This window comes from Streptococcus sp. HF-100, assembly GCF_015594635.1.
GTDB lineage: Bacteria > Bacillota > Bacilli > Lactobacillales > Streptococcaceae > Streptococcus > Streptococcus vaginalis.
Genome location: NZ_JADNQV010000002.1, coordinates 102,342 through 122,742, shown reverse-complemented (window position 1 = coordinate 122,742; position 20,401 = coordinate 102,342). Strand labels below are relative to the sequence as shown.

Sequence of the window (20,401 nt, the reverse complement as noted above, 5' to 3'; positions counted from 1 at the left end):
GTGGTATGATCTCTGTCTTATTATTTTATCAGCAAGTCTAACAAATCTTGATAGGACTGAAAATTATAAGTCGGTTTCGCTTGCGTATGATTACTCAAACTTTTAGGATTATACCAAGCCGTATCAATGCCTGCATTGTTTCCGCCCGCTATGTCTGCTGTCAAAGAATCTCCAATCATTAGAGTTCGATTTTTGTCAAAATTTGGTATTAGCTCTGCTATTTTTTCAAAAAATAGAGCATCGGGTTTTTGCGTGTGGAGTTGCTCAGAGATGAAAATCTGATTAAAATAGGGGGAGATATCCGAGTGAGACAGTCGACCAGTCTGAATGAAGCCGATACCATTGGTAGCAGCGTAAAGTTCATAATCCGCCTCTGTCAAAACATCCAAGAGCTCACTAGCTCCAGTATAGGTCTGACCATGCTGGGCAATATGCTGCTGGTAATGGAGAGCCAACTCGGCACCGTCCTTATCCATACCAAAGTGGTTAAAGAGACGAGAAAAGCGCGTATTAATCAGTTCAGATTTGGTCAGTTTTTCCTGTTCCAAGTCCCGCCAAAGAGCTTTATTCATAGGAATATAGTAGTCTTTATAAGCCTGAATATCAGCCACACCCTGCTCTTTTAGAAAAGCAGTCAAAGCCAAATCCTCCGCCAAATCAAAATCTAACAAGGTATGGTCAAGATCGAATAGTAGAAATTTGTAATGCAATTTTGTCGTTTTCCTTTCTAGGGGATACAAACTATTTATAATTATTTGGAAAATATTCTTTTCCCAGCTGCCATAAATATTGGTCTATTTGTTTAAGATTGAATTGCTCTAGTCCGTAATAACTTCTAAAGGTCAGAATTAGGTTCTTGAATTGCTGGTAATCCTTTAAATCAGCATTCTTAAACTTTGCAAAATGATCTGTTTTTCTAAAGTACTTCAACACCTTTTCAACATAACTATCGTATATGGGATACGCTAAAGGATTGTGATGCGAGCAATGCTTAGTTGCAAAAGAATAGAATTTTCGCTGCACACCTTCTTTTATGGTTATATTTTGAATTTCATTTACTAGAAAAATATCACCACTCTTTAACCTCTCATCAATGTCAAGTGATAAAATATGTTTTGCTACAGGAAATATTGAAAAAAATATTAGTACTATAAAAGTCATTTAGTGTTGCAACCTTTAACAGAATATCTGAAATATCTGTATTTTTCGGTGATAGTTCAAAAAACAAGCGATCTAATGCAGTTTCTTGTAATTTATAGCTTTCAAGGTTAGCCCACTCTTGCAAATACTTTTCAACTTCCATGACAGTTGGTCTAGGCACAAGCATGGTACTTCGAGAAGTCTGTAAAACAGAAAGAGCAGAGTCTGCTAAAGAATCATAGGTATGTCTATCGTCATGACGAATAATAATTTCTTCTGTCTCTAGTTTTTTTTAATTCATCTAAGATATTCAATGTGTGATTTTCCTCTCCGTAGATAGATTCAGCAAGTTCACGTTGTTTCATTGACCTACTTTTCAAGAGCTCAATAATTGTTTCTTTTTGTTCCATTGTTATCTTGAACTTCCACACTATTCCTAGTTATAATTTGCTAGACTTATTATATCATACAGTATTAACAAACAGTGTTTTTCATAATCAGCTACTTCATCTTCAAATTTTGGGCTTATTAGAAAAAAGCTGGAACAACACTCTCTTCATTTATAATCTAAATTGATTTGGAATGACAAGTGCACAAAGAGTGATAAGCACTGAAACAATTTCTGCAGCTGGAAAAATCGTGAGCGAAAGAATGATTCCTAAAATTTTAATTGCAATGTCCCACTTCATCCAATGCAAACGACTGATATTCAATTGTTCAATCTCTGCTGTTTGATTGACTTCAACCAATGTGTGATAATACCAAAGGACTGAGAATGAAATCAACAGAACAATGACTCCATAAAATACTTGCATAGTAGCATTGTTAAAATTTGAAGCAACTAATTTTGTCGTATAAGGGAAAAATGATGAAAAGAAAAGCATGACTATAGCAGCCCAGACTGTTTTTTGACTAATCTTCTCCACTACCTGCGATGAAGAGTGAAAGTTTGTCCACATAGCCCCAAGCCAGAAAAAGGACAATCCATAGGCAAAAAAAAAGTTCTGAGCTCCCATAGGCCTTGTAAATCAAAGGTTCTCGGCTTGTCCAGTTCCAATACCAAAATGGTCATAATAATAGCAATCACCGCATCAATAAAAGCCCTAAACGCTCTTTATCCATTACTTGATGATTCATTTTTCTCTCCTTTTAAATAGTTCTTTAAAATATGTGACATTATACCACTTTTACAGTTATAAATCAAAAACATTTAAAAACGGCTTGAGCCGTTTTTTAGTCCTCAACAATTCAATTTGCAGAGAATTTTATGATAAAATTTCTGCTAAATTTGCAATCATATCTTTTAATTGTTTTTCAAGAATTTCAGGGCTAGCAGTAATGCTCATTAGTAAAGTATTTAAAGATTGCTCAAATTGATTAGGAAGAAGGTTCGCATGCGCTGCTGCATATGATATCATTCTCTTCTCGCCAGGGTGGGTCAATTCATTAACTGCAAAAATGATGTCAAAATAGGATTCTAAAAAGGCTGCTACACGATGATTGACACTAACAAAGTCTTTTCGTTTCGCCGCTTTTAAAATCTGCATATCGTAGGACGGCAAATGTCCGGTTAACAAACTAAAATTTCGTGAAATGATATTGTCTTTTAATTTTTGAGGAAAAGGAACGTCAAACCGTTTTTTCAATTTTCCTAACTCTCTATTGGCATCATAAAGAACCTTGCAGGTTTTTAAATTGTGCCAAAAGCAAGTAGTATAGCCATTTCCTGCTTGGTATTTTTCGACAACATTTTCAATATCTTGCGCAAAATCACGAATGTTCCTGTAAAGAATATCAATATCAATGCCATTATTTAAGGTACAGTCGTCTTCCAATTCCCAAAATTGATTGCTTATTTCCATATAAGAACAATATTGGGTCAAAATCAACTTCCGACTGTCTTCATCTGGAATGCTCGTGCAGTAAATATATAAATCATAGTCCGAAGTCTCATCATAAGTTTCTCCGCTACGAGATCCGCCTAAGGCAATCGCTGTCACTTCTGGTAAATTGGAAAATGCTTTCCAAAGTTGTGTAAAAACCGTCATTTTCTCCTCCGATATAAAACTTTTCCTTATTATACATTATATTACTACAAGAAAAAACTCCTAAACTTCAATTTAGGAGCTTTTCATGTCTTACCGCACTTCTGCACCAATCGTTACTTCAAGAGACTTTTGGATTTTTTCCATATAACGAGCTACTTCCTCATCTTCCAGAGTATCCTCTGGATTTTGGAAAGTTAAGGTGTAAGCCATTGATTTCATGCCGAGTCCCAGTTTTTCACCTGAGAAGACGTCAAATAATTTGATATCTGTCAAGCGTTTCACACCAGCAGTCTCAATAGCTTCAACGACTTCTTTGTGACTGATTTCTGCTTTCAGAAGCAGTGCTATATCACGTGTTACAGCTGGGAATTTGGTAATTTCTACAAATGGTTTTGCCGGTTGAATTACTTGTTCAATCGCTGTCAAGTTGATTTCTGCTACATACGTTTCTGGGATATTATAATCCTTAGCAGTTACTGGATGAACTTGACCGACAAAACCAACGACTTGTCCGTCTAGTGAAATAGTCGCTGTACGACCTGGGTGCATACCAGCTAATGCTTGTGTCGCTGTGTACTCTACTTTTAGACCCAGACGGTCAAAAAGTGCTTCCAAAATTCCTTTTGCATAAAAGAAATCAACTTGTACAGCTGGAGTTTGAAAATCCTTTTCAGTAACCAAACCTGTCAAAGCAAAGGCAAAGCTGTTGATTTCAGTTGGCAATTCTTCCTGTGGATTCCCCGTTTGCTCGAAGACTTTTCCGATTTCATACAGAGCCAAGTCCTTATTTTTACGTGCTACATTATAGGCAACAGTATCCAAAATGCCAGCTACCATATTTTGACGAAGAACGCTGCGATCTACTGTCATCGGCCACATCAGCTCTGTCAAGTTACTTGGATTAGTGCTAAATTGCACAGCTTTTTCAGGAGTAGTCAAAGCATAGGTGATAACTTCTGTCAGACCAGCACCTTCTGCTACTGTGCGAACCTTGCGACGAAGTTTTTGGGTTTCTGTCAATTCACCAGCTGTCCCATCACCTTTTGGAAGAGTTGCTGGTAATTTATCATAACCATAGATACGCGCAATTTCCTCATAAAGGTCTGCTTCAATGTGAATGTCCCAACGACGGCGTGGTACGCTGACTGTGAATTTCTCTGCATTGCCAGTAAGACCAAAGCCAAGACGGCGGAAAACATCTTCAATATCTGTATAAGTTAATTCCGTCCCAAGTACACGATTGACATCTGATAATGTTGAAACAACTTCAACATCTGATGTGTCTAATTGACCCGCTGAGACGATACCAGCCTGTACCGTTGCACCTGCAAGCTCTGCAATCATGCTAGCCGCAGCATCTAGAGCTTCTATTACTGTTGCTAGGTTAATTCCTTTTTCAAAGCGAGAAGATGATTCTGAACGAAGATTGAGACGTCCGCTTGTCTTACGAATAGAAGTTCTGTCAAAAACTGCTGCTTCAAGCACTATACGCCTTGATTGAGGAGAAATTTCCGTTGCAGCTCCACCCATGACACCAGCAAGAGCGACTGGCTTATCTGCTACCGCAATCACAAGATCGCTCGTTTCTAATTCGCGCTCTTCATCATCAAGAGTTACTAATTTTTCACCCGCACGCGCTTCGCGCACCACAATTTGATTGCCCTCAAAAGTATCTAAATCAAAGGCGTGCATTGGTTGTCCAAAGTAAAGTAGAATATAATTTGTCACATCTACTACATTGTTGATGGGGCGAATTCCTGCATTCATCAGCAGATTTTGTAGCCATTGCGGACTTGGAGCAATGGTTACATTTTCCAAAATACGTGCTGCATAAAAAGGAGCCTTGTCCGTTTCAATCGCAACAGAGAGTTGTTCTGCAGCTTGCTCTTGTGCTTCTAACAACGGAAAATCTTTAAAATGAACTGACTTGTCATAGATAGCTGCTACCTCATACGCTACTCCACGCATTGAAAGCGCATCTGCACGGTTCGGCGTGATAGAAAGCTCAATAATTTCATCATCCAAGTCAAGATAAGGAAAAACGGAATCCCCCGGTACAGCTTCTTCTGGCAAAATTTGAATGCCGTCAGAAAATTCTTTTGGAACAACCGAGTCCGAAATGCCTAATTCTCCAAGGGAACAAATCATTCCAAGGGATTCTAACCCACGAATTTTTCCTTTTTTAATCTTGTAATTATCCGCAATACGAGCTCCTGGAAGAGCTACCATAACCTTGATTCCCGTTCGTACATTTGGAGCGCCGCAAACGATTTGTCGAAGCGCTTCTTCGCCAACATTCACTTGACAGACATGTAAGTGCGTCTCAGCTACATCTTCACAGCTAATCACTTCACCAACTACAATTTTTGACAATCCCTCAGCAGGAGAACTGACCCCTTCTACTTCAATCCCTGTCGTTGACATTTTTTCAGCTAATTCTTCACTCAGAACAGTTACGTCAACTAGTTCTTTTAACCATTTATAACTTACTAGCATAATTCATCTATATGAGTGCATAGAAATCTTTGAGAACTACTGTTTCTGCTCAAAAATTTTGCCTCATATTACTTCCTTTCTTTTTGAGGCTGGGACAAGTGCCCAAGCCAAGTGCTTTTTTGCTTATTTTAATTCTTTCCGAATGAGCCAGTCAATATCAACCGTTTCACCAGTCACATATTCATGCTCACTAAAACGTTTAAAACCATATTTAAAGTAAAAGTTTTGTGCCTTAAAATTCTTTTCCCAAACACCTAACCAAACCCACGAAAACTTTCGTTTAGTAGCTTCTTGCATGGCAAAATCAAACATTTCCTTGCCAAAACCCTGTCCTTGATGAGATTTCAAAACATAAATCCGATGAACCTCAAAAGCATTCTCCATTGAGTGTTCTGCCTCTACGGGCTCAGTCTGTGCTTGCCCCCAGTTAAATTTGAGAAAACCAACAATCTTTTCTTTCTCATCTAGTGCAAAATAAGTCTCCGACTCTACTTGCGCCAAATCCTTCTGAATCTGCTCAAGTGAGAGTTCATGGGTAAAATAATCTTGCATATCTTCCGCTTTGATATAAGGGCCGAAAGTTTCTTGATAGGTTTGCACTTCCAGTTCTCGTAGAACTTCAGCCTGTTCTTCTTTTACTTTTACTAACATAGCATTTATTTAAATTGTTCTGAAAAACGAACATCACCTTGATAGAAGCCACGAATGTCATTGATACCGTAGCGCAGCATAGCCACCCGTTCTTGACCCAGCCCAAAAGCAAAACCAGAATAAACATCAGCATCAATGCCACTCATTTCAAGGACGCGTGGGTGTACCATTCCAGCTCCCATAATTTCAATCCAGCCAGTCTTTTTGCAGACATTGCATCCTTGCCCACCGCATTTAAAGCAAGAAACATCCACCTCAACAGACGGCTCTGTAAATGGGAAATAAGACGGACGCAGACGAATACTGCGGTCTTCTCCAAACATTTTTTGCACAATGAGCTGCAATGTTCCTTGAAGGTCTGCCATAGAAATATTTTTCCCGACAACCAAACCTTCAATTTGATGAAATTGATGAGAATGCGTCGCATCGTCCGTATCCCGTCGGAACACACGCCCTGGCGAGATCATTTTCAGAGGACCTTTAGAAAAATCATGAGCGTCCATAGCACGAGCTTGAACTGGGCTGGTGTGAGTGCGCAGCAAAATTTCTTCTGTAATGTAAAAAGTATCCTGCATGTCACGTGCTGGGTGATCTTTTGGTAAATTCATCCGCTCAAAGTTGTAATAGTCTGTTTCAACTTCAAAACCATCTACGACTTGATAGCCCATACCAATAAAAATATCTTCAATTTCTTCACTTGTTTGGCTAAGAACATGACGATTCCCAGCAAGAATTTTCCGACCCGGAAGCGTTACATCTATTGACTCCTTAGCCAACTGATTGAGAACTTTTTGTTCTTCCAATAATTTTGCAGATTCTTCAAAAGCAGCAGTCAACACATCTCGTGCTTCATTGACATGTTTCCCGATAATCGGTCGCATATCAGCAGAGACATCTTTCATACCTTTTAAAATTTCTGTTAAAGAGCCTTTCTTTCCAAGGACAGAAACACGCAGATTCTGCATTTCTTTTTCATTTTCAGTTGAAATTTTTTTCAGCGACGCCAGAGTTTCTTCTCTAAGCTTATTTAATTGTTCTTCAATGGTTGACATAATTCCTCCAAATATAAAAAACCGCTTGTCAGACTCCATAAGCGGAGCGTTGACACGCGGTACCATCCGTTTTCATCTGGTTTTCCAGACCTTAATTCTAAATCCTATTGCAAGTGAATTCACCTAGTTTTCATCTAAAGAGCTCTCAGTCTCTGGCTCTTCTCCCTGTCAAACTTCCCCTAAGCTACTAGTCTTGCGGATTCTTATTTAATTAGTTGATATTATACCAAATTTTATAGGACTTGTAAATAGACCTTGTTTAAAAATGCAATTGTATTCGACACACATTATAAACAGTAGTCAATTCTATACTAACTCGCTCAAGTATTCATAGCGCTCATATTTCTCCAAAAGCAAATCATTTTTAGCATCCAACTCTTTTTGGAGTTCAGCGAGCCGACCGAAGTCCGAAGCATATTCCTGCATTTCCCCCTCAATAGCTGCAATTTTCTCCTCAAGCTTCTCTATATCTCCCTCAATAGATTCCCATTCCTGTTTTTCAAAGTAACTTAAGCGCTTCTTTTCCTCTCGCACTTTAGTTACTTTTTCCTTTTCCGACTTTTGGGAAATAGCAGAGCTCTCTAGCTCAAATGCCTTTTCATCCAGATAATCAGTATAATTACCGAAATATTCTCTGATAGTTCCCTCTTCAAAGGCTAAAATCTTATCTGCTACTTTATCAAGGAAATACCGATCGTGACTAACAGTAATAACTGGGCCGGCAAAGCTTTGCAAAAAATTTTCCAGCACCGTTAATGTCGCAATATCTAAGTCATTAGTCGGCTCATCCAACAGCAAAACATTCGGCTTTTCCAACAATAACTTGAGAAGATAGAGCCGCTTTTTCTCTCCTCCGGACAATTTTTCAATCAAAGTTCCATGAGTGGAGCGAGGAAAGAGAAATTGTTCCAACAGCTCAGCAATAGATGTCGTCCCCGCAGATGTCTTAACTTCTTCTGCGACCTCCTGCAAGAAATTGATAACGCGTTTGGACTCATCCAACCCTTCAATTTGCTGTGAGAAATAAGCCACACGAACCGTCTCACCAATAATCAGTTGACCAGATTGAGGTGCTAATTTCCCAGCAATCAGATTGAGCAAGGTGGATTTTCCAACACCGTTATCCCCCACAATCCCAATCCGATCTTTATTTTGAACTAACAAATTGAAATGAGAAAGAATCTTCTTGTCTTCATAAGCAAAGTCCACATCTTTAAATTCAATCACTTTCTTCCCAATACGGCTGGTCTCGAAATTCATTTCTAAGTCTGTCTGAGTCGTTTGATCAGATAAATCCTTTTTCAAATCTTGAAAACGATTGATACGTGCTTGCTGCTTGGTTGCTCTAGCCTGTGGCTGGCGACGCATCCAGGACAATTCCTGCTTATAAAGCTGTTGTTTTTTATGGAGAAAGGCAGCATCTCGCTCGTCTTGTTCTGCTTTCAAACGGACATAATCTTGATAATTTCCTTGATATTCAAGCAAATCTCCGCTGTCCAATTCAAAAATTCGCGTCGAAACATGGTCTAGAAAATAGCGGTCATGGGTAATGAAGAGAACCGTTTTTTTGGAATTCTTCAAAAAATTCGTCAGCCATTCGATGCTATCAATATCCAAATGGTTGGTCGGCTCATCAAGGAGCAATAAGTCATCGTCTCCTAACAAGACTTGCGCCAATTGCACGCGGCGTCGCAAACCACCTGACAGGTCGCCGACCTTAGCAGATAAGTCGGTCAAACCCAGCTTAGACAAAACGGTCTTAACTTGACTTTCAATTTCCCATGCTTGAAGAGCATCCATTTCAGCCATAATCTTCTCTAAACGAGATTGATTGCTTTCATCATAGTTAGACAGCAATAACTCATACTCACGAATGAGCTGCATTTCTCGCAGATTGCTTGATAAAACCGTATCTAGTATCGTTTTGTCATCATCAAAGCGTGGTTCTTGGGTTAAGTAACCAATCTTATAGCCCGATTTAGCAGAAAAAGGATTGACATCTCCATCAAATCCAGATTTTCCAGACAGAACATTCAAAAGGGTCGTTTTTCCAGTTCCATTAACCCCAATCAAGCCAATCCGATCCAAACCATGAATAATAAAGGAAATATTTTTAAAAACAGTCTTATCTCCCACCGTTTTAGTCAACTTTTCAACAATAAAGTCACTCATCTTCTCTCCTCTACAAAAGCCAAAATAGCCTCCAGACGGTTGTCCAAGGTACCATTCACAATAGCTGTCTCGATCTCAGTCAAGAGCTGTCCTAAAGCAGGACCCGGCTTAAAGCCAAATTCTTTGATTAACAGACCACCATTGACGACAATTTCATGTTTATCATGAATCGTTAGTGAATCATAAGTAGAATGAATCTTTTCAAAATCAACAGCTAATCCCTGTGCTTGACGAATTTCTTCTGCTTGTATCATCAGGTCCAGTTCAAAACGATAGCATTCTTCCTTATCCAGAAAATGCCTTTGGCGAATATTATAAATCGTGACAATTTGCTCTACGCGCTTTTGAAATTCATTTGAAGTTTTCCAATGCTTGAGGAATTTTTTAACATTTTTTACTTGAAGAGTCATTAAAAGAGTAGCCCAAGCTTGCTCTGAACTCGTAAATTGAAAATCTGCTTTAACATCAAACATCTTTTCCAACTGAGATTGGCTGCTGCGCATGTCACGCAAATAGTCTGTTGCACCACTGGCAAGCAGACTTTTCAATCCTTTACGCCAATAAGACGCTGTCAGTAGTTTGTCAAATTCAATGAAAGTCCGCTCTACAGAAATTTTTTCTAATAGTGGTGCACACAGTTTCATAGCCTGAAATGTATCTGTGTCCAAATCAAACCCTAAAGCTGCCTGAAAACGAAATCCTCGCATAATGCGCAAGGCGTCTTCGTTGAAACGTTCCGAAGGTATTCCTACAGCACGTAAGATCTGATTTTCTAAATCAGCTAACCCTTCAAATAAATCAATCACATTCCTTGCTTCATCCAAAGCCAAAGCATTAATCGTGAAATCGCGCCGTTTTAAATCTTCTTTTAGAGAACGAACAAACGTGACATGGCTAGGTCTGCGATAGTCTACATAGATATCCTCTGTCCGAAAAGTCGTCACTTCATATTCATGATTGTCCTCTAAGACTAAAACTGTCCCATGCTCAATTCCGACATCAATCGTTCGCTCAAAAATACGTTTGGTTTCTTCTGGATAACTGGAACTTGCAATATCCACATCATGAATCGGTCGATTCAATAAAGCATCGCGGACTGAACCGCCAACAAAATACGCCTCAAAACCGGCATTCTTAATCTTCTTTAATACTGGTAAAGCCTCCTGAAATTCAGAAGGCAGATTTTCTAATCTCATAATAAATATTCCAATCCGTAGACAAGCTCTTTTTTCTTGACCACTTCCTTAATACCTAAATTTACCCCCCTCATGAAAGACTTACGGTCGTACGAATCATGACGAAGTGACAGTCCTTCACCTTGACCGCCAAAGATGACTTCTTGATGAGCCACCAAGCCTGGTAAACGAACCGAATGAATGCGCATGCCGTCCATTTCTGCACCACGCGCTCCTTGTAATAACTCTTTTTCATCCATTGCACCCTGATGCTTCTTGTGGCGAACTTTGCTAATCAATTCAGCTGTTTTAATCGCTGTGCCGCTCGGCGCATCCTTTTTCTGATCATGATGTAATTCAATGATTTCCACATCTGGAAAATACTTAGCTGCTTGTGCTGCAAATTGCATCAAGAGAACCGCTCCCACAGCAAAATTAGGAGCAATCAAGCCTCCTAGCTCTTTTTGCCGAGAAAATTCAACTAACTCTTTGATTTCATCCGATGTAAATCCAGTCGTTCCGACCACAGGCGCAAAGCCCTGCTCTAATGCAAAACGAGTATTTTCATACGCCACTTTAGGAGTTGTAAAATCAACCCACACATCCGCTTCTACACCACTCAAATTTTCTTTCTGATTAAAAACGGGAACACCAGCTACTTCTTTTTCTGGAGTAAGTGGGTCAAGCAATCCAACGAGCTCTAATGCAGGATCTTCTGTCACCATGTTATAAGCAGCTTGTCCCATTTTTCCTTTGAAACCAGCAATAATGACCTTTATACTCATGGAATTCTCCTTAAATAATCGGAATATAGGCTAAGGCAATACTTCCAGCACCCAAGTGAGTTCCAATCACACTACCAAATGTCGCAATCGGAACCTCTTCGGAAACACCATCTTCTAACAATAATTGATGTAAATGTTCTGCTTTTTCCAGTGCATTTCCATGAATAATCATCACTTGGTAATTTCCTTGTGCAGTTTGCTCTTTGACAATCTCAATCAGGCGTTTCGTAGCTTTTTTCTCGGTACGAATCTTTTCATAAACCTCAATGACGCCCTCGTCATTAAAGTAAAGAATCGGTTTGATACTGAGCAAGTTTCCCAGAATTGCAGCGCCATTCGACAAACGACCGCCTTTCACCAAATGATTTAAGTCATCTACCATGATGAAGGCACCAATTCCCTTGATTTGAACGTCAAGATTGCTCAGAATTTGCTCAAACGCTAACCCTTGTTCAGCCCAGTTTAAAATATGCTCCACCATCATTCCAAGCGGCGCACTTGTGATTTTTGAATCTGGAAAAGCAATTTCTAAACTTGAAAATTCATCTTTCAAATACTGGATATTTTGATAAAAGCCAGAAATGCCGCTCGATAAAAACAGACCAATGACATGAGTATAACCTTGCCCTTCTACTAAAGACAGAGTGTTCACTAAGCTGGCGATACTCGGTTGGCTAGTCTTTGGCAATTCACTAGAGGCTGCCATTTTTTGATAAAATTCGCTAGCAGAAAGATTCTTTCCTTCGATGTACTCAACCCCGTCAATACTAACGGGAATATCTAAGATAAATAAATGCTCATTTTCGATGACTTTGCTATCCAAATATGCTGACGAATCAGTAATTACGGCTAATTTCATGCATTAAAACTCCAAATTGATACCTGGTAAATCCAAGGCGATTTCTGTTACTTCATAGGTCAAACGATTTAAGACGGACAAACTTGGACGAGCTAGTTGTTCCACTTCGTCCTGCTCAAATTCACTTGGCTCATTGACAATTTGTCCCATGATATGGTTGACTTGTGAGATTGTTCCACTAATTACAAAAGCATCAAAGACAATCATAAAGCTCACAATTACAACGATAGAAGTTACTTGTCCTTCTTGATCTTGATTTAACAATTGAAAATTGACATCCACTTTTGTTTCTGGGGTTCCGTTTTCTTTTTCCCACTCTAAATTACGTGCGTCATAGTGATATTGACTGACAAATTCTTTTTCGCGTTGTAATTCCATTTCATTTCTCCTCAAAATATGCGTTATTAAAATTATAACATATTTTCCAGCGCCTGACTATTTTAATCAGTATGAAAATCATCTCCTTTCAATGTTTCTTTTAGATTAAAAAAGGAGCTAAAGAATTTTTCTCCAACTCCTAGAACGATGAAACTCATCATTATTTATTCAATGGTTTGCGAAGCGCTCCGAATAACACACCACTTACAATTGCGCCAATCAAGATGAAGATGATATAGAGAAGAGCATTTGAAGTAAGTGCAATAACGAAGATACCTCCGTGTGGTGCCATGAGTTTAATACCAGCCATGCCGACAAGTGCGCCTGCTAAGGCTGAACCAACCATAAAGCTTGGAATGGCACGGGCAGGGTCAGCAGCACCAAATGGAATAGCACCTTCAGTGATGAAGGATAGTCCCATAACAATGTTTGTCAAGCCTGAATTGCGTTCTTCTTCTGTGAATTTATCTTTGAATAGAAGGGTTGCGACAAAGACTGCAAGAGGTGGAACCATACCACCAGCCATAACCGCTGCCATTACAACTGAACCACCTGTTGAAACAGTTGCTGCAAGAGTTCCTGTACCAAAGATATAAGCCGCTTTGTTGAAGGGACCGCCCATATCAATAGCCATCATACCACCTACAACGAGTCCAAGGAGGACAGCTGAACTACCAGATAAGCCTTCTAGGAAACTATTCAAGCCAGTATTGATAGCTGCCATTGGAATATTCACCAACAACATCAAGAAGCCAGTTAGCAAGGTTCCCAACAGCGGGTAGAGTAGAATGGACTTGATACCCTCAAGCGACTTTGGAAGACCACTCAAGGCTTTTTTAAGGAAGTTTACAACGTAACCTGCAAGGAAACCACCCACTAGGGCTCCAAGGAAACCAGAAGGTACACCAGCAAGTGCAAGAGTCGCTTTCCCACCTTCTGCAAATGGAATTTTACCAAAAGCAAGACCTGCGGAAGCCATACTACCTGCTACAAAACCTGGCGCTAAACCTGGTTTTTCAGCAATAGAATAAGCGATATAACCAGCAAGTACAGGAAGCATAAAGCCAAAGGCCAAGCCACCAATATTCTTAAACATAGCTGCCAACTCATGATAAGTACCGAGATTTGCCAATTGATCTTTTGGTACTCCCATTGCTTGGTCAATCAAGAATGCCACCGCAATCATGATACCACCGCCAATAACGAATGGAAGCATTTGGCTAACACCACTCATTAAGTGTTTGTAGAAACCGCCTGCTGCATTCGCTGAAGAGGACGTAGCTGCTTTATTGGCTGCATGATATACTTCTGCTTTTCCTGACAATGCCAAGTTAATCAACTCTTCTGTCTTACGAATACCGTCAGCAACTGGGCGGTTAATCAATGGCTTGCCGTTAAATCGATCCATTTCCACAGCTTTATCAGCCGCAATAATAACCGCTTTTGCTTTTTGAATATCTTCTGCGGTTAGTTTGTTTCCGATACCACTAGCACCGTTGGTTTCAACCTTGATACCAACTCCCATTTCAGCTGCTACCTTTTGAAGAGCTTCTTGCGCCATATAAGTATGTGCAATTCCCGTTGTACATGCTGTTACCGCAACAAGGAAATCACCATCTTTGGTTGCCGGTGCTACCGTTGTAGGTTCTGCTGCTTTTTCAGATGCTTGGTCAAATAATGCAATCACTTCATCTGGCGAAGTTACTTGACGAAGTTTGTCTGAAAATCCATCTTTCATCAGGTACTGTGACAATTCTGCAAGTGCAGCCAAGTGAGTATCGTTCGCTCCTTCTGGTGCAGCAATCATGAAGAACAAATCTGTCGGTTGCCCGTCTAAACTTTCATAATCCACACCTTTGTTTGATTTTGCAAAAAGAACAGTTGCTTCTTTGACTGCCGCATTTTTACTGTGTGGCATGGCAATCCCGTCGTCCAAGCCTGTTGACGTTAAAGCTTCACGAGCCAAGATTCCTTCTTTGAATGTTTCAAAATCTGTCACATAACCGTGGTCAACTAAACTGCGAATCATTTCATCAATAGCAGCTGTTTTTTCAGTTGCTTGTAAATCAAGCAACATCACATCTTTTCTCAGTAAATCCTGAATTTTCATATTTTTTCTACCTCTACTTTTTCATATGTTTCGTTAATAAAAGCGGCTGTTGCCAAGTCATCAGAGAAAGTCGTTGCCGTTCCGCAAGCCACTCCCCATTTGAAGGCTTCAACAGCATTTCCTGAACGAACAAATTCCCCAGTAAAGCCTGCAACCATTGAGTCACCAGCTCCGACAGAATTTTTTACGATTCCCTTGATTGGTTTTGCAAAATAAGCTCCGTCCTTTGTTACCAAAAGCGCTCCATCACCTGCCATAGAAATAATGACATGTTGCGCACCCTTGGCTAGAATTTCACGAGCATATTTCTCAATCTCATCCAGCTTTTCCAGCTTCACTCCGAAAATATCACCCAGTTCATGATTGTTTGGTTTGACCAATAATGGCTGAAATTCCAGTGAATCAATAAGTGTTTGTCCCTCGAAATCACAAACGACTTGTGCTCCAGTTTGTCTCGTCAGGCTAATTAACTCTTTGTAGACGACATTTCCTAAATTTTTATTGCTTGACCCTGCAAAGACAACTGTATCTTTCTCTGACAGCCCTGAAAGAATATCTTTTAATGCTGCCAACTGCTCTGGTGAGACGGTCGGACCCGTTCCATTGATTTCTGTCTCAGCATCTGCTTTAATCTTGACGTTGATACGCGTATCCTCTGACACTTGGACAAACTTGGTCGCAATCGCTTCATTTTCCAAGGTATCAGTAATAAATTTTCCAGTAAAGCCACCGATAAAGCCAGTCGCTGTATTGTCAATTCCCAAACGTTTGAGCACACGACTGACATTGATACCTTTGCCACCAGCAAATTTATCATCGCTCTCCATACGATTCACGCTTCCAACATTGACCTTATCCAAACGGACAATATAGTCAATAGAAGGGTTAAGCGTAACAGTATAAATCATACTTCAATAACCTCCGTTTTTTCTTTTATCTTCTCCAATTGCTCATTGGTACAAGTACTAGTAATAATGCTTGCGCGTTTGATAGGTGCGACTTTCACGAAAGAGGTCTGACCGATTTTTGAGGCGTCAGCTAAGACATAAGTCTGCTTGGCGTTTTCAAGAATCGCTCGCTTGACTGCTCCTTCGTCCATATCAGGCGTTGTATAGAAATTTTCATCAATTCCATTCATACCAATAAAAGCTTTATTGAAATTCAACTGACCGATTTGGTTCAAAGCAACACCACCGATACTAGCATCTGTTGAGCTTTTGACAACTCCTCCGATAATAACCGTTGGAATGTTTTTCTCAACTAACTTTGTAGCATGGTGAATGGAGTTGGTTACAACCGTCATATGTTTGCTTGAAAGCTCATTGATTAACAATTCATTTGTCGTTCCAGCATCAATAAAAATAACATCCTGTTCTTGTATCAATTCCGCCGCTTTTTGAGCAATTCGCAATTTATCTTGAACGTTTTTGATAGATTTTTCTTGATTGCTTTCTTCCTCTTGAAGGAAATGAATGCTTTCTGCTCCACCGTGAATCCGGCGCAGCTTTCTTTCATCTTCCAATTCGTCTAAATCTCTACGAACTGTTGATTCAGACGTATTTAACAAACGAACTAAGCTATCCAGAGAAACAACTTGATGATGATTGATTTCCTCTAAAATTACCTGTTTGCGTTCTGATTTTAAGATAGACCTCACCTCTTCCTGCAATCGTTTACAGATTTATTATACACTAATTCATTTCAAAGTCAAGCATTTTCTTTCAAAAACTGTCATTTTTAATAAAATATCGAAATACAATAAGAAAAGGCTGAAATTCGTATTCAACCTTTTCTTTTCTATACTGTTATACTGTCGCTTTGATTGCTGCTTCAACAGCTGCTTTTTCTTTGTCAATCAAATCAATACGAGCGGAAATTTCTTTGATTCCCATACTAATATTACGGCTAATTGCCAAATCAGATAATTGTGGTTCAAAGAAGGCTTTGTATTCTGCTAAACGTTCATACGTCTTAAAGGTACTTGCTGGATAAATGACAAATTTGTCAAAACTCATATCTCCACCAAGAGCTGCCTTAATCCAATCCCAATTGTCACGCGCCCAGGTCCAGACAGTTCCTTGTGTGAAATCATGTTGTAAGAAAGTAAAATACCAACTCATTGCTAAATCCTGTGGTTTCACAACATCTTTATTTTTCCATTCTTCTAAAAGATGCGCTAGAGTTGCTTCATTCTTCGTATAAGATAGAGCAGAAGCCAATTGACGTTGGAAGTTGCCATCAACCGTTGCAATGTAGGTTGCTAGATATTTATCGGTCAATTCCTTTGTCTCATGGTGTTTGATTTGGTTAATCAAAATTTGCAAGCGAGTGGCTGCAGGAAGTTTTTCCAAAGTATCGTGATAAGCTTCAAAAATTTGGCTAGCTTTTTGACTCGCTTTTTCATCATCAGCCGCAATCATATTCGCTACAACGATTTGACGAACCAATTCATCTTCATCTGTTTCGCCTGCTTTAGCTTCAAAACCAAGTCGGTCAAAGTTAGCTTGATTCAGCTTAACAAGTAATTTCTTAAAAGCAACCTCTGTTTCTGTCCCTTCGTCCACAAAAGTCTTCAAACTAGTTAGCACAGCTTTCACAGCAGATACTACAAGATAAGATCTTTCATTGGTCAATTTTTTAACCACTGGAATCAAGTCTGCAAATGAAACGAAACCAGCTTCAGCCAACAAACGACGTTCTTGCACCACTTGCAACTTACTTGTATTATCTAAGTCTGTAATAGTTGCCAAAATATTGTCTAGCAATTCGCCTTGATAATCAGTAATGTAATGCGCTGTATTTTCTGTATTAAAACGAAGCGCTCCTTCATTTTGAGCTGCCAGAGCTGCATAATTTGGAATTTCAAGCGTTTCGGTTTCTAAAGTATCTGGAATACCAGTCCAATTACTATTCAATGGTACAACCCATAGACGACCTTTTTCTTCTTTTTCACCAATAAAGAATTGTTTTTGAGAAATTTTGAGAGTATCATTTTCCACAACCGCTGTTAAAACTGGATAACCTGGTTGTTCTAACCACGAATCCATAAAGGCTGCCACATCACGTCCTGAAGCTGCACCGAGAGCATTCCACAAGTCACGACCAATCGTATTACTGTATTGGTGTTTAGCAAAATAAGCATTCAAACCTTTTGCAAAGGCTTCATCTCCTAACCAACGACGAAGCATGTGCATGAGACGACTTCCTTTGGCATAGACAATTGCTGGGTCAAACAAGGTATTGATTTCGTCTGGATGTTTTACTTCCACATGGACAGATTGAACACCGTCAGTCGCATCCCGTTTTAGAGCCAGAGGAACGCCACTTGTTTGGAAGTCCTCAAAAATGTTCCAAGTCGGCTCAATAGCGTTCACACAGACATATTCCATCATATTAGCAAAACTTTCATTGAGCCAAAGGTCATCCCACCATTTCATTGTAACCAAATTACCAAACCATTGGTGAGCCAATTCGTGAGCAATCACAAGAGCTACTTGCTGACGGCTTGTAACAGTTGAATTTTCATCTACTAAAAGATAAACTTCACGATAAGTGACCAAGCCCCAATTTTCCATAGCTCCTGCAGAAAAGTCTGGCAAAGCTACATGCAGAGATTGAGGAATCGGATATTTTACTCCGTAGTATTCTTCATAAAAATCAATAGAGCGAACTGCAATATCTAAAGCAAATTCCAAATTTGAAACAGGGTGAGCTTTGGTAGAGTACACGCCGACCAAGGTACCATTCTTCGTTTTTGCTGTAACACCCTGTAAATCACCAGCCGCGAACGCCAAAAGATAAGACGACATGCGAGGAGTCGTTGCAAACTTCCAGATGCCAGTTGCTTTTCGATTTTCTACATCAACTTCTGGCATGTTTGAAAGTGCGATTTCTCCTGCTTCTTGGTCAAATTTCAAAGAAAGGTCAAATGTAGCTTTTGCTTCTGGCTCATCTACACTTGGAAAGGCTTCACGTGCAAAATGACTTTCAAATTGAGTAGAAAGAACTTCTTTTTTGACTCCATCAACAGTATAGTAAGAAGGATAAATCCCCGTCATATTATCTGTAATTTTACCTGTATAAGTCAGCGTTACTTCAACAACTCCTGCTTGACCAAGCTCAACGTAAACTGCTTCATTTTCATTATCTACAGAGAAAGGACGAGCTTCGCCAGCTACCTCAACGGACTGGATTGTCAAATCCTTCTGATGAAGAGAAATTTTTTCACCTTTTGCTTCTCCGCTAATGCTGACCTTACCTGTGAACGTTTTTTGCTCCCGATTCAAATCTAAAAAAATATCATAATGTTCTGGAACAAATGTTTCAATAAAATGTGCAACTGCTTGCATGTATGTCTCCTTAATAATATAATCTGTAACTATTGTAACATAATTCACGTGTCCTAACACAATTTCTCTATCGTTTTCCTCATTTTGTGATAAAATAGAAATACGTTACTATTTTAAGGAGAAATCATGTCTGAAATTTTTGATATTACGATTGTTGGTGGGGGGCCTGTGGGTCTTTTTGCTGCTTTTTATGCTCACATGCGTCAAGCAAAAGTGAATTTGATTGATTCGCTACCTCAGCTCGGTGGACAGCCAGCTATTCTCTATCCTGAAAAGAAAATTCTGGATGTTCCTGGTTTTACTAATCTAACAGGTGAGGAATTGATTGAGCGTTTGATTGATCAAGTAAAAACATTTGAAACAAGCATACATCTCAATGAGACTGTATTAGATATTGAAAAAAACGATGAATTATTTACCTTAACAACTAGCAATGGGAAACATATCTCAAAAGCCATTTTGATTGCTATGGGAGGTGGTGCCTTTAAACCACGTCCGCTTGAACTAGAAAATGTAGACCAATTTGAAAACATTCACTATCACGTGTCAAATATCAATCAATATGCTGGACAAAATATTGTTGTTCTAGGCGGTGGCGACTCTGCTGTTGATTGGGCATTGGCTTTTGATAAGATTGCACCGACCAGCATCATTCACCGCAGGGATAATTTCCGTGCTTTAGAACACAGTGTCAATGAGCTAAAAGCTTCTACTGTCACGATTAAAACACCATTTATCCCAAGTCAACTTATAGGTGAAGGAAACAAACTCACTCATCTTGAAATCACTAAAGTGAAAAGCGATGAAATGGAGCTCTTGCCGCTTGATCAGCTTTTTGTCAATTATGGCTTTAAATCATCTGTCGGGAATTTGAAAAAATGGGGACTACAGCTCAATCGCCACAAGATTATCGTCAATAGCAAACAAGAAACTTCTGTCGCAGGTATCTATGCTGCTGGCGATTGCTGTAGCTATGACGGAAAGATTGATTTGATAGCCACAGGACTAGGCGAAGCTCCTACAGCTATCAACAACGCCATGAATTATATCTATCCCGACCAAAAAATACAGCCAAAACATTCGACCAGTCTTTAAAAGGCAAAAAGAAGCTGGGACAAAAGTCCGACCTCAAATATAAAAAGCGAACAAAGCTAGTTTTCTGGTAATCAGAATTCTGCTTTGTTCG

Annotated in this window: 16 protein-coding genes and 1 pseudogene; 1 reads left to right on the top strand and 16 read right to left on the bottom strand. The window is 39.5% G+C overall.

The annotated features are described in order from the left end of the window. Window positions 1–20 precede the first annotated feature (20 nt). The 16 genes and pseudogenes from IYQ23_RS02860 to IYQ23_RS02785 form a co-directional block, all read right to left on the bottom strand. Window positions 21–710: a YjjG family noncanonical pyrimidine nucleotidase gene (locus tag IYQ23_RS02860; RefSeq protein WP_195674016.1), complete on the bottom strand. Its 690-nt coding sequence runs from the start codon at window positions 708–710 to the stop codon at window positions 21–23. A 31-nt stretch (window positions 711–741) separates the two neighbouring features. Next, window positions 742–1,161 carry a hypothetical protein gene (locus IYQ23_RS09715; RefSeq protein WP_003024064.1) on the bottom strand — a complete coding sequence of 140 codons (420 nt, stop codon included), beginning with the start codon at window positions 1,159–1,161 and terminating at the stop codon, window positions 742–744. Window positions 1,162–1,700: 539 nt separating this feature from the next. After that, window positions 1,701–2,262 (bottom strand): annotated as a pseudogene (locus tag IYQ23_RS02850) (TMEM175 family protein). A 143-nt stretch (window positions 2,263–2,405) separates the two neighbouring features. After that, entirely contained in the window at window positions 2,406–3,188 is a 783-nt protein-coding gene (locus IYQ23_RS02845) for a nucleotidyltransferase domain-containing protein (protein WP_195674015.1), read from the bottom strand. A 90-nt stretch (window positions 3,189–3,278) separates the two neighbouring features. Beyond that, window positions 3,279–5,684 carry a phenylalanine--tRNA ligase subunit beta gene (gene pheT, locus IYQ23_RS02840; protein ID WP_195674014.1) on the bottom strand — a complete coding sequence of 802 codons (2,406 nt, stop codon included), beginning with the start codon at window positions 5,682–5,684 and terminating at the stop codon, window positions 3,279–3,281. Between the two features lie 123 nt (window positions 5,685–5,807). Then, window positions 5,808–6,335, bottom strand: a complete 528-nt coding sequence (locus tag IYQ23_RS02835) for a GNAT family N-acetyltransferase (protein WP_195674013.1) — start codon at window positions 6,333–6,335, stop codon at window positions 5,808–5,810. Window positions 6,336–6,340: 5 nt separating this feature from the next. Further along, window positions 6,341–7,387: a phenylalanine--tRNA ligase subunit alpha gene (pheS, locus tag IYQ23_RS02830; RefSeq protein ID WP_049517549.1), complete on the bottom strand. Its 1,047-nt coding sequence runs from the start codon at window positions 7,385–7,387 to the stop codon at window positions 6,341–6,343. A gap of 306 nt (window positions 7,388–7,693) precedes the next feature. Continuing rightward, window positions 7,694–9,559: an ABC-F family ATP-binding cassette domain-containing protein gene (locus tag IYQ23_RS02825; protein WP_195674012.1), complete on the bottom strand. Its 1,866-nt coding sequence runs from the start codon at window positions 9,557–9,559 to the stop codon at window positions 7,694–7,696. Then, window positions 9,556–10,755 carry a CCA tRNA nucleotidyltransferase gene (locus IYQ23_RS02820; RefSeq protein WP_195674011.1) on the bottom strand — a complete coding sequence of 400 codons (1,200 nt, stop codon included), beginning with the start codon at window positions 10,753–10,755 and terminating at the stop codon, window positions 9,556–9,558. The genes IYQ23_RS02825 and IYQ23_RS02820 overlap by 4 nt, the downstream gene beginning before the upstream one ends. After that, a complete protein-coding gene (gene dapB, locus IYQ23_RS02815) occupies window positions 10,752–11,519 on the bottom strand; it encodes a 4-hydroxy-tetrahydrodipicolinate reductase (RefSeq protein WP_003024047.1) in 768 nt (255 codons plus the stop codon). Before dapB ends, IYQ23_RS02820 begins: the two co-directional genes overlap by 4 nt. 10 nt (window positions 11,520–11,529) lie before the next feature. Next, entirely contained in the window at window positions 11,530–12,378 is an 849-nt protein-coding gene (locus IYQ23_RS02810) for a DegV family protein (protein WP_195674010.1), read from the bottom strand. A gap of 3 nt (window positions 12,379–12,381) precedes the next feature. Continuing rightward, window positions 12,382–12,756, bottom strand: a complete 375-nt coding sequence (locus IYQ23_RS02805) for a DUF1149 family protein (protein ID WP_003024043.1) — start codon at window positions 12,754–12,756, stop codon at window positions 12,382–12,384. Window positions 12,757–12,916: 160 nt separating this feature from the next. Beyond that, entirely contained in the window at window positions 12,917–14,866 is a 1,950-nt protein-coding gene (locus tag IYQ23_RS02800) for a PTS fructose transporter subunit IIABC (protein WP_195674009.1), read from the bottom strand. Then, window positions 14,863–15,774 (bottom strand): 1-phosphofructokinase, encoded by a 912-nt coding sequence (gene pfkB, locus IYQ23_RS02795; protein ID WP_003043007.1) that lies wholly within the window; start codon window positions 15,772–15,774, stop codon window positions 14,863–14,865. The genes IYQ23_RS02800 and pfkB overlap by 4 nt, the downstream gene beginning before the upstream one ends. After that, the gene (locus IYQ23_RS02790; protein ID WP_195674103.1) at window positions 15,771–16,514 is read right to left on the bottom strand and encodes a DeoR/GlpR family DNA-binding transcription regulator; all 744 of its coding nucleotides are present in this window, start codon (window positions 16,512–16,514) and stop codon (window positions 15,771–15,773) included. Before IYQ23_RS02790 ends, pfkB begins: the two co-directional genes overlap by 4 nt. A gap of 157 nt (window positions 16,515–16,671) precedes the next feature. Then, the gene (locus tag IYQ23_RS02785) at window positions 16,672–19,215 is read right to left on the bottom strand and encodes a M1 family metallopeptidase (protein WP_195674008.1); all 2,544 of its coding nucleotides are present in this window, start codon (window positions 19,213–19,215) and stop codon (window positions 16,672–16,674) included. Window positions 19,216–19,341: 126 nt separating this feature from the next. On the opposite strand from IYQ23_RS02785, the gene IYQ23_RS02780 reads away from it, so the two are divergent. Further along, window positions 19,342–20,310, top strand: a complete 969-nt coding sequence (locus tag IYQ23_RS02780) for an NAD(P)/FAD-dependent oxidoreductase (protein WP_195674007.1) — start codon at window positions 19,342–19,344, stop codon at window positions 20,308–20,310. Window positions 20,311–20,401 lie beyond the last annotated feature (91 nt).